The organism is Maricaulis sp. W15 (genome assembly GCF_001924955.1).
GTDB lineage: Bacteria > Pseudomonadota > Alphaproteobacteria > Caulobacterales > Maricaulaceae > Maricaulis > Maricaulis maris.
Window position 1 is genome coordinate 1 of the sequence record NZ_LQXG01000022.1, and the last position, 15,519, is coordinate 15,519.

Below are 15,519 nucleotides of genomic sequence, written 5' to 3' on the forward strand. Positions count from 1 at the left end.
CTCAAGCACTTCAGACGATGCGCCACCCGCTTCGACAAGCTCGCCAGAAACTTCCTCGCTGGCGTCGCTCTCGCCTCAGCGCGTCTCTGGATCAGAACTTATGAGCCCACGACCTAGTTCGAACTTGGCGCTACATTTAAATGGTCTCTCCCGAACCGCGGTTGTTATCATATTGGAGGTTGCCATCTCCGTTGACTATATTTTCTGCATTGGTATGACCTGCGTTCTTCTCAGAGCGTAAACTCGTTGGTTTCAAGTGCACCTATGACGCGCAATAAATTCCCCAAACTTATATACGCCATTATCGAGCGACCAGCCGTTCGCTATCTGATCGTAGGCGGCAGTACCAATCTCGCCCTGCTGGCTCTTTATGCGGGACTGACGGCTCTCGGCGTTCACGAGGTGACTGCCAGCAGCATCGGCTACTCCACCGGCATTGTGGTGACCTATATTCTCAACAAGGGCTGGTCTTTCCGCGACAAGTCGACACACCATACCGCCTTCATCAGGTATATTGCCGCCTATGGCGTGGGCTATGTGGTGCAGATTGCAGTCCTGTACGGCCTGACCTTCCAGCTTGGCCTGCCCCATATCATCTCCCAAATCGTGGCCATGATTGCAGCAGCCGTGAGCATTTTCTCGTTGCTCAAGCTTTTCGTGTTCCGGCCGACGCCGGATCTGAGGGATCGCTAGGAGGAACCAGACAAAACCGGACTGGTCTCAAAAAGGCGGTGTCAAACTAAAGCGGACAAGTCTCGAATGTCGGCGCTCGCATAGCCTTTGGCCAGCAGCAATTCGCGCCTTTCGATGAGAGCGGCATTGCGAAGATTTTTTGAATCTGGAACGGCGCTCGAGGGATCGGTCGTGGTTGAAATGATGCGGGCGGACGCGTGAGCAGTGACGAAGATCGCCGAGACACCCAAGTCTCCATGCAAGGAAGTATCCACGAAGCCGCGGAAACGCCGCGGGAATTGTGCGGCGCAATTTTATCTAATTATTTCAAGAAGATATGTGGCGGTGAGGGTGGGATTCGAACCCACGAGACGGTTACCCGCCTACACGCGTTCCAGGCGTGCGCCTTCGACCACTCGGCCACCTCACCGCGAAGGCGCGGACTATACCCATCGCGGCGCATCCTGCAAGGCGTCTCGCTCAGCTTGCGCACCCGTCGAATGCAAGATTTGACAGCCCGCCCCGGGATGACTGTCCCGGCCACCTCAAAAGGTCTTGTGCACATATTGCCAAGGGGTGGGGCAAGGGCCGGGACTTGAGGCAGGCCGCGATGCATCCGCGCGCGCGTGCCACGGCCTCCGGACGGCCACACACCGACCGGTCGACGCCCCGCTGCAATGCCCGCCGTGACGGGGCGGATATCGCCGCAACTGGCTCTGGTTTTTGCCGGCAAGCCTCTTATCTTCAGGCGACACCTCAAGGCTTTGGAGCCCCGCATGTCAGACCCTGTCTGGAAATCCCGAATCATTCCCGCCGACCAGGCCCTGGCCGGTCGCAGCGAGGCCATCGCGACCGCGCCGACCCATTTCATCACCGGGCGTGACATCAAGGTGGCCGTGCCCGACGGCCTGCAGGAGATATTCCTCGGCCTGGGCTGTTTCTGGGGGGCCGAGCGCCTGTTCTGGGAGGCACCGGGTGTCTGGCATACGGCGGTCGGCTATGGCGGTGGCTCAACGCCGAACCCGACCTATGAAGAGACCTGCAGCGGCGCCACCGGCCATGCCGAACTGGTGCGCGTGATCTTCGATCCGGCCGTGATCACGCTGGATGGCGTGTTGAAGATTTTCTGGGAAAGCCACGACCCCACCCAGGGCATGCGGCAAGGCAATGATCGCGGCACGCAATACCGCTCGGCGATCTATGCCACCACCTCGGACCAACTCGCCCTCGCCCGCCAGTCAGCGGCGCGCTACCAGACCGGTCTCGACAAGGCAGACCTCGGTGCAATCACGACCGAGATCACAGCGGCTGGCCCCTTCTATTATGCCGAGGATTATCACCAGCAATACCTGGCCAAGAACCCGTCCGGTTATTGCGGCATTGGCGGTACCGGCGTGGTCTGCCCGATCAACCCGGGCGCCGGCGCCTGAGCGTGCGTCGCGCAAAGACGCTGACAGGCCGCAAGCCCGCGTCTAGACTCACGCTCTGGTGGTTCGGGAAGACGGCGTGACACGACTGATTGCCTTTGATGTGGACTCGACGCTGTTGCGGGTTGAGTCGCTGGACAGCGCACTGGAGGCGGCACTTGCCGTGCGCGACGACAAGCTGGCGGCGAAAGCGCGCCTGCATGAGATCACCCGCGCCGGCATGTCGGGCAGCATGGCACTGCGCGACAGTCTGGAAGCACGCCTGGAACTCGCCGCACTGGATCGAGCGGGCGTTGACGCCGTCGCCGAGCAATTGCGTCAACGCCTGACGCCCGGCATGGCACCGCTGATCCGCACGCTGCGGGCGCGCGGCGATGCGCTGCACGCCGTTTCCGGTGGCTTTGCCGACCTCCTGGAACCGGTCCTGGGCGATCTTGGCTTTGGCCAGGGCGACATCCACGCCAATCGCTTTATCTGGAATGGTGACCAGGTCAGTGGCCTGGACACGGACTATCCGCTGTCGCGCAATGGCGGCAAGGCCGAGATCCTCAACACCATCTCCGGCAAGGCCGACGAAACCATCATGATCGGCGACGGCATGACCGATTTCGAGGCCTATGAGGCCGGCGCCGCTGACCGCTTCATCGGCTTCGGTCTGATCGCCAAACGAGAAGTCGTCATAGCGGCCTGTGAATGGTCCGGTGCCAGCTATGTCCGCACAGTCGACGGGCTGGCCAAGGCGCTGGGCGTCTAGCGCACCGGCGAACCCGTTTTCCCAGAACGATGCGCCGATTTGGAAATCGGCTAGACCCGCGCTGTGCCGGTCGCGAGTATGGACACCACAATCAGGTCCGGATCGGAGCACGCATGCCCAACACAACCACACCAACCCGCCATCCCGTCGCGCTCGCCCGCCTGTCGGGGCTGGCCTATATCGCGATCATTCTTTGCGGCATTTTCGCCCAAATGGCTGTTCGCGGCAGTCTGATCGACTGGCAGGATGCCGGCGCGACCGCCGAATTGATCCAGAGCCGGAACGGATTGTTCCGCCTGGGCCTCCTGGCCGATTTCCTGGTCCTCGTGCTCGACATCGTTCTGGCCGTGACCTTCTACCGCCTTCTGGCCCCGGTCGATCGCGGCCTGGCGCTCCTGGCCCTGTCTGTTCGTCTGGTGATGAGCGGGGTATTGGTCACCGCGCTTCTGGCGCAGACAGCACCGCTGATCCTGCTGGGTGATACCGGCATTGCCGGCCAGTTCGAGGCGGGCGCCGCCGACACGCTCGCCCTCACCTTCCTCGGCCTGCACAATGAAGGCTATATCCTCGCCCTCATGCTGTTCGGCCTGCATGGCTGCGCGCTCGGCATCCTGCTTGCCCGTTCAGGCTACTTCCCGCGCTTCCTCGGCCTGCTCATGGGGCTGTCAGGCCTGAGTTATCTGGCCCTCGGCATCGTTCACTTCGGCCTCCCCGCGCTGTCGGGCCTGGGCGGGTTGCTGCTCCTTCCCGCCGCCCTCCCGGAATTTGTTTTCGCCGGCTGGCTGCTGGTGGTCGGCCTCAACCGCCGCCAATGGGAGAGCCGGACCGGACCGTCGGACTAGCGCACCAGCCGGGCCCGGATCGATCCGTCCAATGCCCGGATGTGATCGATGAAACCGGGCGGCAGATCGCCCTCCAGATCGGCCGCCACATAGCCCAACTGACCGCGTGTCTCGAGCTGTTGGGCGGCAATATTGGCGCCGGAGGCGCTGACCGCATCATTGAGGCGCGACAGGAAACCCGGCGCGTTGGAGTGGAAGCTCAACAGGCGCGTCCGGCCCGGCTTGATCTGACCGGGCTCGATCTCGGGCACATTGACCGCCCCTTTGGTCGCGCCGAGCGAGACAAAACGCGCCAGCTTGCCCGACACGTCTTCGCCGATGGCCTGCTGGGCTTCCAGCGTCGAGCCACCGATATGCGGGGTGAGGATGATATTCTCGAATTTCTGCAACGGCGAGACAAAGGCCTCATCCTTCGACGCCGGCTCCTTGGGGAAGACGTCAACGGCCGCGCCGATCAGATGCCCGCTCTCCAGCGCGGCGGCCAGCGCGTCGATATCGACCAGATCGCCGCGGGCCTGATTGATCAGGATGGCACCCTTTTTCATGTTGCCGATGGCCGATGCGCTCATGAGATTGCGGGTGTGCTCGGTCGAGGGCACGTGCAGGGTGACGACGTCACAGATTTCCAGCAACTCGTCGAGCGAGGCGCAGGAGCGCGCATTGCCGTGCGCCAGCTTGGGTTCGGTGTCGTAGAAATAGACATGCATGCCCAGTGCGCTCGCCAGAACCGACAATTGCGAGCCGATATTGCCATATCCGACGATGCCGAGCTTCTTGGCCCGGACCTCGTGCGAATTGGTCGTCGATTTCTGCCACTCGCCGCGCATCGCCGCGCTTGATCGCACAGGGATGCCACGCATCAGCATGATGATCGAGGCCAGGGTCAGCTCGGCGACCGAGCGGGTATTGCCGAACGGGCCGTTGAAGACCGGAATGCCGCGACCGGCCGCCGTCTCGAGATCGACCTGGTTGGTGCCGATACAGAAACAGCCCAGGGCCAGCAGGTTGGGCGCCGCGTCAAAGGCCGCCTTGTTCATCTTGGTGCGCGAACGGATCCCCGCCAGCACGGCCGGTCCGAGCGCGGCATGAAGATCACCGATATCAAGCGCGGCGGTGTGACGCTCGATGGCGTAACCGTCAGCCGAGAAGGCGATATCGGCAACAGGATGGACGTTTTCAAACAGGACAACGGGATCGGACATCAGGCAAACACCTCAGTGGATGGCAGGCTCGGGAATCGCCACGCTTCGCGATGCACCGCAACACGATGACCGCGCCTTTGTCCACTGCATGATATCGCTAACGAAGCCCCGACTCCGCCGCGCTGCATGCAAGATTATTCGACGTTCAGCGCCCGCACGGCAGCAAGCGTCTGATCAACGTGCTCGTAGGGGCTCATATCCGACCAGGCAAAGGCAATCGTCGAATTTTGATCGATCACATAGGAGGTGCGGTTGGTCCAACCCGGACGCAGCATCAGACGGGCATCATAATCACCGGCCATGCCGTCCTCGATCGCGAAGACCGGAAAGGCCGAGGCGCAATGCTGGGTCGAGAACTCGGCCAGACGGTCGGTATTGCCGCCAGTCACCCCGATCACGGTCGCGCCTTCCGCGGTGAACTGATCGATCGCCTCGGCAAAGGCCGCCGCCTGGGCTTCGCAGCCCGAAGTAAAGGCGGCCGGGAAGAAGAACAGCACGACCGGCCCGTCCTCCAGGGCCTCGGCGAGATGGAAACTCACCGGCTCACCGGCCTGGAAGCCGGACACGGTGAAGTCGGCAGCGGCGTCGCCGGCGTCGAGTTCGGCAAGGGCCGGGGCCGATGACAGCGCAAAAGCGGCAAGGCTGGCGAACAGAATTTGGCGCATCGGAAAGCTCCCGGTTGATGGCGTGGCACAGACATCAAGATGGGCCATGATCGGCACTTGGCAAGCCCCGATCAATTATCATCCATCTTCAGCGCCGCGATAAAGGCCTCCTGCGGGATCTCGACCTTGCCGAACTGGCGCATCTTCTTCTTGCCGGCCTTTTGCTTGTCCAGCAGCTTGCGCTTGCGGCTGGCGTCGCCGCCATAACATTTGGCGGTCACGTCCTTGCGCAGGGCGGACAGGGTTTCGCGGGCGACGATGCGGCCACCCAGGGCGGCCTGGATCGGGATTTTGAACATGTGCCGCGGGATCAGCTCTTTCAGCTTCTCGCACATGGCCCGGCCACGCAGCTCGGCACGCGCCCGGTGCACGACCATGGACAGGGCATCGACCGGTTCGTCATTGACCAGGATCGACATGCGCACCAGATCGCCGACCCGGTCCTCAATCCACTGATAGTCGAACGAGGCATAGCCCTTGGAAATCGATTTCAGGCGGTCATAGAAGTCGAACACGACCTCATTGAGCGGCAGTTCATAGACGACCAAAGCGCGATTGCCGGCATAGGTCAGCTCGATCTGGTTACCGCGCCGGTCTTGGCACAGCTTCAGCACGCCACCGAGATACTCGTCCGGCACCAGGATGGTCGCCTTGATCCAGGGTTCGGCAATGGTGTCGATCTTGACCGGGTCCGGCATGTCGGCCGGATTGTGCAGGTCGATCTCGCTGCCATCATTCATGTGCAGGCGATAGACGACCGACGGTGCCGTGGTGATCAGCTCGATATTGTATTCGCGCTCGAGGCGCTCGCGGATAACTTCCAGGTGCAGCAGGCCCAGGAAGCCGCAACGGAAACCGAAGCCGAGCGCCGCCGAGGTCTCCATCTCGTAGGAGAAGGAGGCATCATTGAGCGCCAGCCGCTCGATCGCCTCGCGCAGATCCTCGAACTCGGCACTGTCGACCGGGAAGAGACCACAGAACACCACCGGCTGGGCCGGCTTGTAGCCCGTGAGCGCCTTGTCGGCCGGCCGCCGGTCATCGGTGACGGTGTCGCCGACGCGGGCATCGCGGACCTGTTTGATCGAGGCATTGAGATAACCCAGCTCGCCGGGACCGAGGCTTTCAATGGCCTCCTTCTTGGGTCGGAACACGCCAACCCCGTCAACCGGATAGGCGGCGCCGGTGCCCATGAGGCGGGCCTTCATGCCCTTTTTCAGCGTGCCTTCGATCACCCGCACCAGGCAGATGACGCCGAGATAGGGATCATACCAGCTGTCGACCAGCATCGCCTTCAGCGGCGCATTCGGATCGCCGGCGGCGGGCGGCGGCAGTCGGGTGACGACGGCTTCCAGCACATCCTCGATGCCAAGACCGGTCTTGGCCGAGATCATGACGGCGTCGGACGCGTCCAGACCGATCACATCCTCGATCTGCTCCTTGACCCGCTCCGGCTCGGCGGCCGGCAGGTCGATCTTGTTGAGCACCGGGACGATTTCGTGATTGACCTCGATCGCCTGATAGACATTGGCGAGGGTCTGGGCCTCGACGCCCTGCGAGGCATCGACGACCAGCAAAGAGCCTTCACAGGCGGCCAGCGAGCGGTTGACCTCATAGGCGAAGTCGACATGGCCGGGCGTGTCGATCAGGTTGAGGACATAGGTCTTCCCGTCCTTCGCCGTATAGTCCAGCCGCACGGTCTGGGCCTTGATCGTGATGCCGCGCTCACGCTCGAGCTCCATATTGTCGAGCACTTGCTCTTTCATCTCGCGCTGGGTCAATCCGCCGGTCACCTGGATCAGGCGGTCGGCCAGCGTGGATTTGCCGTGGTCGATATGCGCCACGATGGAGAAATTGCGGATGAGGGACGGATCTATGGTCATGGTGCGGGCAGGTAGCATCGACAACGGGTTTGGCCAAGCGGGATAGGCTGTGTGGGCGGTGGATGGGTTATGCGCGGGGCGCCCCGAACCGCGCCACGGCCTCGTCGCCTGGCGTTTTGGGTCGTGAGGTCGTGTGGGATACCGGCCGGAGCCAATTAAACGCTGATTCTATGCCGGTAACCGCGACAGACATCCCGCCGGATAACCGGCCCGAGCCTCAGGATGGCCTGGGAACGGGAAGATTATGCGATGGCTGGACAGAGGGGCGGATAAGTTTTTTGGTTCGAGGCGCTTTCCCTCTCCCTTGGGAGAGGGGCAGGGTGAGGGGTAAACCCCGGTGAGAGCAGGACGAATCCCCCTCATCCGCGCTACGCGCACTTTCTCCCCAGGGAGAAGGAAAGGGGTGCTGGGCGGGGATAACCCGCCTTCCCTCACTGACCGCCGGCAGGGAGTATCGTCACGATGACGCGGCGGTAACGACTTAACGCCGGACAGCCCTTGTCGGTGACGCGCAGGATGAAGTGAGCGGTCTGTGGTGCCTCGACCTCAGGGGCGTGAAAGCCGCGAGCATAGAGATTATCAGCCCCCCAAAGGTCGATCGCATTGGGATAACTTCCGGCCTCGGGATACTGAAACCAATGATAGCTGAGGCTGTCACCATCCGGATCGGATGACCCCAGCGCGCTCAAACGAACGGCGTCGCCACTGTGCACTGTCAGTCGATCCGCATGATCAAGACGGACGATCGGAGGATGGTTGGCATTGACATACGCACTGACTGTCCAGTCGATGCGGGCGGCGAAATCATTCTGGATATCGTCACGCCAGCGCCACAGGGTCGCACGAAAGCCAGTGAAGCTTTCCTCGGCATAACCATGCGCGCGACCATGGGATCGTGCCCGCCAGGGCCGCACCGTGTCGATCGCGTTGGTCCATATCTCACGGGTTTCCTCGGTCACCGGGACGCCGCCGGTAAAACCATCCGGGTCGAGCGCCGAAAGTTCGGGCGTATAGAGTTCGTATCGACCGCCCCAGCCGCCCCAGTCGGGGCGTTCCGGATCGCTCAGCCCGTTCGGGATCAGGTTGAGAAAGGTCGGCGTGTCGCCCTCCATCCCGTAGGCCACATCGGGATAGGCGGCACCGAACGGGCCGTGGCCTTGTTGGATATGCTCCGCCAGCCAGGCATTCGAGATGGTGGTGTTGTCGAGCCCGTCGACAACCTGCGAAATCCCGGTCCATGTGGCGGCGCCGTAGCCGCCGGGGCTGACAATATAGAAGAGGTCGGGGAAGGTCTCGCGCATCCAGGCGCCACTGTCATCCTGGTCGGAGATCGTATAGACGCGCAGCTTGGCAATGAGGCGCGCAAGCGCTTCCGGTGAACGGGTGGCGCGCAGCGTGTGCAGCGCCTGGGCCAGGGTGTTGGGTCCACCCCAGGCGGCAACCCAGAGCGGGCGGGGGTCGTCCGCTTCCAGAGCGGCGATGATCGCATCGGAGCCGGATGTGTCGCGGCCTTCGCCAACGCCGTCCATGCCGTAGACCGGCTGGCCTGTGGTGACCAGTGCTGTCAGCGTTTCGGCCGCAGGGTAGCCGGACGCGTGCTGGCTCAGCGTGTCGTACACCTCGGCGTATCGCCCGATGACATGGTGGATCGACTCCGGTGCCGTGCGGCTACGCTGATGGATCGATGTCGTGGCGACCAAGCCTTCCAGATCGATCTCGTTGGCATAGAGAAGGAGGCGGATCAGGGACTGCGTGTCGTCCGGATCAGCCTCGATGTCGGTGAGCACGATGAGGCGATTATGTCGGAGATGTTGATCAGCCGTCTGCGCTGCGGCCACAGCGCTGACAATGCTCCCGAACGCCAATGCTGCAAGTAAGGAAATCGCAAATCCGCGCATGATCAACACTCCCCGATTTTGGGCAAGGATTGGTCAGTATGGGCCGGATGGCAAGTATATTGTCTGAGTTTTACAAAACTGAATCGCCTCCCCTCCGCGCGCGCCGTGCAGGCACGCAAATGAAAAGGGCCCCGACCGCCGGTCGGAGCCCTCTTCCTGTCAGATAACGCCGGATCAGAATTCGGTGTTGAAACCGAGCCGGATGACACGCCCCACCGGATTTCCGGTGAAGGGGTCGTAGTTATAGTCCTGGCGGGCAAAGCTCGGATCTTCGTCGGTCAGGTTGATGGCCGTGAACGAGAAGGTCGTTGCCTCACCGAAGTGGTAGAGCAGGTTGAAATCGGTCGTCAGCTGACTGTCGATCGTTGCCCCCTGCATCAGCACCGGATTGCCCATGATATACGGGTTCGGGGCAAACGGCCCGGTCCCGAGATCAGCGCGCTGGTCGCGATAGCTGTCGACATAGGTGAAAGTCAGTCGGGTATCGATATTGCCGACAGAATATTCGAAGAACCCCCGGCCCTTCCATTCCGGCACCGGATAAGCGGTGGTCTGGAAGTTCATGAAGCCGACGCCGTCGAATCCGTCCTGGACGACGACACCCTCCACGATCTCCTCGCCAAGCTCATTGCCCAGCATGTAGGTCGCCGTAATTCCGGCATTGAGCGAACCGCCCAACACATCACCGAAATCATAGTTCAGGATGAAATCGACACCGGAACTCGTCAGATCTCCGCCATTGACCACTTCCGTCCGCACCCGCGCGATATTGGCTGCCGCACAGGTACCGGCGCCGGCAACACCGCCACCATCATTGAACTGGAAACGCTCGCGCAGACCGTCGAAGGCCGGGTCAGTACAATTCGCCGGATCAGCGAACAGCGTGGCGACCATGCCGGAGAGCGGCTCGGTGGTGATCGTGTCGGAGATCTCGTAACGGAAATAATCCACGCTGGCCGTGAAATTGTCCGTCGAGAACAGGGCCCCGATCGAGTAGTTGGTGGCCGATTCCGGCGCCAGAGCCGGATTACCGAACACGTCGACCGGACGGAAGCTCGATGCGATCACCTGCAGCGACGTGACGTTGGAGTTGACCGTCTGCTGGGCGGGTGGCCCGCGGAAAGTCGTGCCGGCCGAACCGCGCAAGGCGAAACCGTCGGAAATCTGCCAACGCGCCGTCACTTTCGGGTCGAAGGTCGAACCGGTCTGCCCGCCATAATCCTCGAAACGCGCCGCAAGCTGGACATTGAAATCATCCGTCACGGGCAGTTGGAGCTCGCCGAAAATGGCATAGACATCACCATCTGCGTCGCTGTCGGCGTTGGATCCGAGAAACGCCCATGCCCCGGTTTGCGGGTCACAGCTCGTATTGCCGGAGACAGGCGTGTCGCGACACGGATTGACGGCAATATTGTTGTTGTCGCCATAGGCCGCCGAGTAGGTTTCACGCCGATACTGGCCACCGACGCCGTAGAGAACGGGTCCCCCTGCCAACTCCCATCCGGTTTCACCGCTCAATGTGCCTTCGGCCACGAACAATTCGGTTTCCAGAGTGGTCGTGCCACGAACAAAGAACCAGTTGATCAGCTCGGCACTGTTCTGGTTCGGCTCGTCGCCGGGGCGTTCGGCTCCCGTAACGGCATTGGTCGGCGCCTGGTTGCCGAATGGATTGTACCACATGCAACCGCCCACGCCCGGCGTTCCGGTGGCCGGGTTGCAATTCGGGCCACCCAAGCCGCCCAGGGCCAGCTGGACCCGGTCGCCAAAGCTGTCATAGCCATCATAGAACCGCTCATAGCGATGATAGGTGACATTCAAGTCGAACGAGGTCGTGTCGTTCAGCTCGCCGTTCAGGCCGGTCGAGATGCGGAAGCTTTCATTCTCCCGCAGGCCCGTCGCCGACCCCAGATCATCGGGATTGCCGGCGAAGGCCGGATTGCCACCCGCGAGCAATGGCCGGAACAGCAGGGTCGGAAACAGGGCTGCAACCGTGCCGGCGGGTACGATCCCGGGGTTTTCGGTGACCATCTGGATGAAACCTGGATTGTTTCCGGGCACGACGAACCCGCTTGGCGACCCGCCCACACTGACCGATGGCGACTGGGTCAGAAGATACATGGGTGAGGTCCGGTAATGCGGCACCTCGTCATGTCCATAAAGCAGGCTGATCTCCCACTCGACATTGTCGGTAAGGTCGACCCCCATCTCGCCCCAGAGCTGGTAGCGGTCCTCTTCCTCGACCAGGGCATCAAAGCCAGTGTATTGCGTTCGGCACCAATTGGCCGCCGTCACGAAGCCACCGAGTGCGGCGCAATCCGGGTCGGCGCGAAGCCCGCCGATCGGAGCGACCCCGACACCGGGAATGACACCCAGCGGCAGGAAGGTTGCGGGATTGCCGCCACCGGTCCAACCGCCTTCCGGGTTGGCTTCAAAGTCCTGCACCGCAAAGTCGCGATCCATCGCCAGCAACTCTGAACGGTGCTGATATCCGGCCGCCACCATCAAGCGGAAATTATCGCCCTGGTGACCGAAGCTGCCCTGCAGCGTGTAATCGCCATCCGTGTCGGAAATGAAGGAATAGTCGCCACCGAAGCGGAAACCCTCCTGCCCCGAGCGGGTGATGAAGTTGACCACGCCGCCAATGGCATCCGATCCGTAGATCGCCGCAGCGCCGTCCTTGAGAATTTCGATCCGTCCGATCGCCGCCGCCGGCAGCAGGTTCAGATCGACAAACGGGACCCCCGTCCCCGCCGGAACCAGGCGACGATTGTTCAACAGCACCAGCGTGCGCTGCGGGCTGAGGCCGCGCAGGTTGACCGAGGCCATGCCTTCGGTGGCTTGCGACCGGCTATCGAACTGGTTGGTGTCCCCGATGACCCCGCTTGAAACCGGCAGCGCCTTGATCAGCTCGACCGGCGAGGGGTTGCCCAGGCGGGCCAGTTCTTCTGCAGACAGGACGTCGACCGGCAGGGCCGCGTCCTCGGGGGTTCCGCGAATGACGGAACCCGTGACGATGATCACATCGTCTTGCGCGTATGACGTCGCCGACAGGCCTGCCACCATGGCAAGGGCTGTCAGCGCGCTGCTCGCACGCATGAGACCTTTAACAGTCATATTCTCCTCCCAGACTGGTGCGGCTGCCTTATTTTTTTGCATACCGCACATTCGATTAGATCAATCGGAATTTGGCAAGTCAAGGAGATAGAGGCCATATTGCGAGTTATTATTGGCCAATTCAACGCTGCACTGCGGCATCACCTTCCGCTTTAAGATGACGCGGTTCGCGTACTGCGGAAACTAGAACACCCAAAGCCGCCACCAGGCTGACGAGCGAGATGATGAAAACCGGCACCAGACCGGCAAAACTGGCGATCAACCCGCCCAGCACAGGCCCGAGCGACGCCATGCTTGTTTCCACGGTGGTCGAGAGGGCAAGACGCATCGGTATGTCGTCGCGCTCGCCGAATTCAAGCACCAGCGTCGTGGAACTCATCATGTAGCCCGACGCGGCGGCACCCAGCCCGAAGAACGCCAACAGGAAATGCCAGGGCTGCTCAGCGAAGATCATCATCACCAGCGAGGCGATCCAGGTCACCACGGTGAGGATGAAGGTCAGGCGGAATCCATATCGGTCTCCCAACGTTCCCCAGACCAGATTGGTCAGCGTGTCGGCGCCCAGGAAGGCGAGCGAGAACAATCCGATGGCGGCACCGTCGACCTCCATCTTGCGGCCCGCATAGATGATGCAGAATGGGATGACGATGCGTCCCGCCGTTGCCAGCATCTGGGCGATCAGGAAGTTGCGATAGTCGCGATTTTCCAGCAATTGCGGGAATTCCCGCACCCGCGCCATCACCCCCATCCGGACCTTGACCGTCGGGCTTTCCGGCTCCCGCATGACAAGCCAGAGCGCGCCGAGACCAAGACTGGTCAGCACGAAGGCGACCATGAAAGTCGTCGCATAACCATTGCCGAACGCATTGTTTTCGATCAGATGCGCCCCGGCCCACCAGGACAGGCCGGCCGCGATCGCACCGCCGGCGATATTGCGCCAGGCCTGCAGACGCCCGCGCATGCGGATCGGGATCACCTTCGACAGCACGACCTAGAAGGCAACACGCTGGGACCCCAGGAAGAAGCCGAACAAGAGCAGGAAGAAGAAGGTCGCCGCAAGCAGGACCGAGCCGGTCAGGAACCAGCCGGCCAGCGCCAGGCCGAGCAACTGCACCCGCATCAGTATGCCGATCGTCATCGCTGCCGGCATGACCAGGCGGCGATGCTCGATATGGGCGGCGCCCATGACCGGCGAGGCAATGGCACCAAGCTGGATCAGCGCCTGGCCAATGCCGACAAAGATCGGCGAACCGGTCAGCATGTGCAGATAGGCGGGCACGAAGGTTGGCGCGAAGATCAACCGGAAGCCGGTCATGCCGAGCATGCCGTGGGTGAAGTGAGCGATATAGTTTCGCTTCAGATTGCCCTCGACGAAATCGCTATAGGCCTGCTCGCGAGCCTCTGCGGTCTCGTCACCCGCCATAATACAGCTCGCGGGCGGACCGGTTGGCGAAGGCGGACGGGCGGAGACCTCTTGTCGCCATGATCAGTCGCCGATCGCGGCAAAGACGGGCAAGGCGGACCCATCCCCGATATCGTCCGCATCGCTGGGCTGCGGGGCGAGCCGGACACGCTGACCGATGGCGAGCGCATCAAGATCATCAGCGACCAGATTGGTCAGCACGGACGGCCCCTCATCGAGCGTGACATAGGCGACCGCAAAGGGCGCCCCCTCGCCGCGCCGCATCACCGACAGGCTGTAGATCTCGCCGGTCCCGCCCGTATCAAGCCAGCGGGTGTCGGCCGATCCGCAATGGGGGCAGATATGGCGCGGATAATAGTGACCCTCATGGCAATTGCCGCAGGTCTTGATCCGCAGGACGCCCTCATCCAGCCCGTCCCAGAAGGCTTGGGTCTCGGGATTGGGCTGCGGGGCGGGTCGCTTGCGCGCACTCATGATTGACGCTCCAGGATGATGGTGGCCGCGCCGTGCCGGGCGCCGAGCGAGCCGCCAATACCGGTGGCGACAGCGAGATCACAATTGGGCACCTGCACCGCCGGAGCCGCCTCGCCGCGCAATTGCCGCACCGCCTCGATCACCTTGGTGATGCCGCCGCGGAACATGGGATGATTGTTGCACAGCCCGCCGCCATCGGTGTTGAAGGGCAGCTTGCCGGTGCCGGAGATGAGATTGCCGTCGGCCACGAACTTGCCGCCGTCGCCCTTGGCGCAGAAACCCAGATCCTCCAGCTGCATCAGCACGGTAATGGTGAAGCTGTCATAGATCGAGGCGTATTTGATATCGGCCGGGGTGACGCCGGCCTCCGCAAAGGCACGCGGACCGGATTGCGCCGCGGCCGAGACGGTCAGGTCAAGACCGAGCCCGCCGGACGGCCCCTTGGTCGCCTCGCCTGCCCCGAGCAGGGAGATCACCGGACGGTCCAGCGTCTTCGCGATCTCTGGCGACACCACCACGAGGGCGCCGCCACCATCGGTCGTCACGCAGCAATCGAGCCGGTGCAGCGGATCAGCGATCATCGGACTGTTCATCACATCCTCGACCGTCACCACTTTGGGCAGCATGGCGTGCGGATTGTGCTGGGCATGGTGCGAGGCGGCGACCTTGATCCAGGCCAGCTGTTCCGACGTGGTGCCGAACTCATGCATGTGGCGGGCGGCGCACATGCCGTAGCTGGTGTGATTGGTCAGCCCGACCCATTGCTCGAACGCGCTCTCCGGCGCCCCGGGCCGGAAGCGTTGCACCGCTTCCGAGCGCGGCCGTCCGGCAAGGGTGATCAGCGCGACCGAGCACTTGCCCATGGCGATCGCCTGCGCCGCATGGGCGACGTGCTGGATATAGGTACAGCCACCCATCTCGGTTGAATCCGTGTGACGGACGGTCAGGCCGAGATAATCGATCATCGAGATCGGCCCGAAACCCGGCGCGTCCGTGGCGCAGAAATAGCCATCGACATCCGTCAGCGAGAGGCCGGCATCGGCCAACGCCCCGGCCGCACATTCCGCATGCAGCTGCGGCGTGGTCATGTCTGGCGCCAACCGGGTCGGGTGTTCAAAGGCGCCGGCGATGCAGGCGGCATTACGCAGGCTCATACGAGCTCCTGTCG

At 62.5% G+C, this 15,519-nt stretch carries 14 protein-coding genes, 1 tRNA gene and 1 pseudogene; 5 read left to right on the plus strand and 11 right to left on the minus strand.

Features of this window, described 5'->3' with window-relative positions:
• Both AWH62_RS16915 and AWH62_RS15920 read left to right on the plus strand, forming a co-directional pair.
• Positions 1–117, plus strand: a pseudogene (locus tag AWH62_RS16915) (IS5/IS1182 family transposase); the annotation flags it as partial.
• A 147-nt stretch (positions 118–264) separates the two neighbouring features.
• Positions 265–693 (plus strand): GtrA family protein, encoded by a 429-nt coding sequence (locus AWH62_RS15920; protein ID WP_075191487.1) that lies wholly within the window; start codon positions 265–267, stop codon positions 691–693.
• 41 nt (positions 694–734) lie between these two features.
• Here AWH62_RS15920 and AWH62_RS16920 read toward each other — a convergent pair whose 3' ends face one another.
• Positions 735–935, minus strand: coding sequence for a hypothetical protein (locus AWH62_RS16920; protein ID WP_158025652.1), 201 nt, complete (start codon positions 933–935; stop codon positions 735–737).
• 77 nt (positions 936–1,012) lie between these two features.
• Positions 1,013–1,102, minus strand: a tRNA-Ser gene (locus AWH62_RS15925).
• Positions 1,103–1,448: 346 nt separating this feature from the next.
• Here AWH62_RS15925 and msrA point away from each other — a divergent pair.
• From msrA to AWH62_RS15940, 3 genes are all read left to right on the plus strand, one after another.
• Complete coding sequence (gene msrA / locus AWH62_RS15930) at positions 1,449–2,102, plus strand: peptide-methionine (S)-S-oxide reductase MsrA (protein WP_075191488.1); 654 nt, start codon at positions 1,449–1,451, stop codon at positions 2,100–2,102.
• A gap of 76 nt (positions 2,103–2,178) precedes the next feature.
• Positions 2,179–2,853 (plus strand): HAD-IB family phosphatase, encoded by a 675-nt coding sequence (locus tag AWH62_RS15935; protein WP_075191595.1) that lies wholly within the window; start codon positions 2,179–2,181, stop codon positions 2,851–2,853.
• Positions 2,854–2,966: 113 nt separating this feature from the next.
• Complete coding sequence (locus AWH62_RS15940; RefSeq protein WP_075191489.1) at positions 2,967–3,695, plus strand: DUF4386 domain-containing protein; 729 nt, start codon at positions 2,967–2,969, stop codon at positions 3,693–3,695.
• Here AWH62_RS15940 and serA read toward each other — a convergent pair.
• From serA to AWH62_RS15980, 9 genes are all read right to left on the minus strand, one after another.
• A complete protein-coding gene (gene serA, locus AWH62_RS15945; protein WP_075191490.1) occupies positions 3,692–4,897 on the minus strand; it encodes a phosphoglycerate dehydrogenase in 1,206 nt (401 codons plus the stop codon). The two genes, AWH62_RS15940 and serA, sit on opposite strands and share 4 nt — an antisense overlap.
• A gap of 134 nt (positions 4,898–5,031) precedes the next feature.
• Positions 5,032–5,562: a peroxiredoxin gene (locus AWH62_RS15950; protein WP_075191596.1), complete on the minus strand. Its 531-nt coding sequence runs from the start codon at positions 5,560–5,562 to the stop codon at positions 5,032–5,034.
• 71 nt (positions 5,563–5,633) lie between these two features.
• Positions 5,634–7,442, minus strand: coding sequence for a translation elongation factor 4 (gene lepA / locus AWH62_RS15955; protein ID WP_075191491.1), 1,809 nt, complete (start codon positions 7,440–7,442; stop codon positions 5,634–5,636).
• Positions 7,443–7,873: 431 nt separating this feature from the next.
• A complete protein-coding gene (locus AWH62_RS15960; RefSeq protein WP_075191492.1) occupies positions 7,874–9,340 on the minus strand; it encodes a DUF1593 domain-containing protein in 1,467 nt (488 codons plus the stop codon).
• 174 nt (positions 9,341–9,514) lie between these two features.
• Positions 9,515–12,454 carry a TonB-dependent siderophore receptor gene (locus tag AWH62_RS15965; protein ID WP_075191597.1) on the minus strand — a complete coding sequence of 980 codons (2,940 nt, stop codon included), beginning with the start codon at positions 12,452–12,454 and terminating at the stop codon, positions 9,515–9,517.
• Positions 12,455–12,575: 121 nt separating this feature from the next.
• Positions 12,576–13,415, minus strand: coding sequence for an MFS transporter (locus tag AWH62_RS17080; protein ID WP_198928920.1), 840 nt, complete (start codon positions 13,413–13,415; stop codon positions 12,576–12,578).
• A 30-nt stretch (positions 13,416–13,445) separates the two neighbouring features.
• Positions 13,446–13,877, minus strand: coding sequence for a hypothetical protein (locus AWH62_RS17085; protein ID WP_198928921.1), 432 nt, complete (start codon positions 13,875–13,877; stop codon positions 13,446–13,448).
• A 63-nt stretch (positions 13,878–13,940) separates the two neighbouring features.
• Complete coding sequence (locus AWH62_RS15975; RefSeq protein ID WP_075191493.1) at positions 13,941–14,351, minus strand: Zn-ribbon domain-containing OB-fold protein; 411 nt, start codon at positions 14,349–14,351, stop codon at positions 13,941–13,943.
• Complete coding sequence (locus tag AWH62_RS15980; protein WP_075191598.1) at positions 14,348–15,505, minus strand: thiolase domain-containing protein; 1,158 nt, start codon at positions 15,503–15,505, stop codon at positions 14,348–14,350. Before AWH62_RS15980 ends, AWH62_RS15975 begins: the two co-directional genes overlap by 4 nt.
• Between the last annotated feature and the right edge of the window lie 14 nt (positions 15,506–15,519).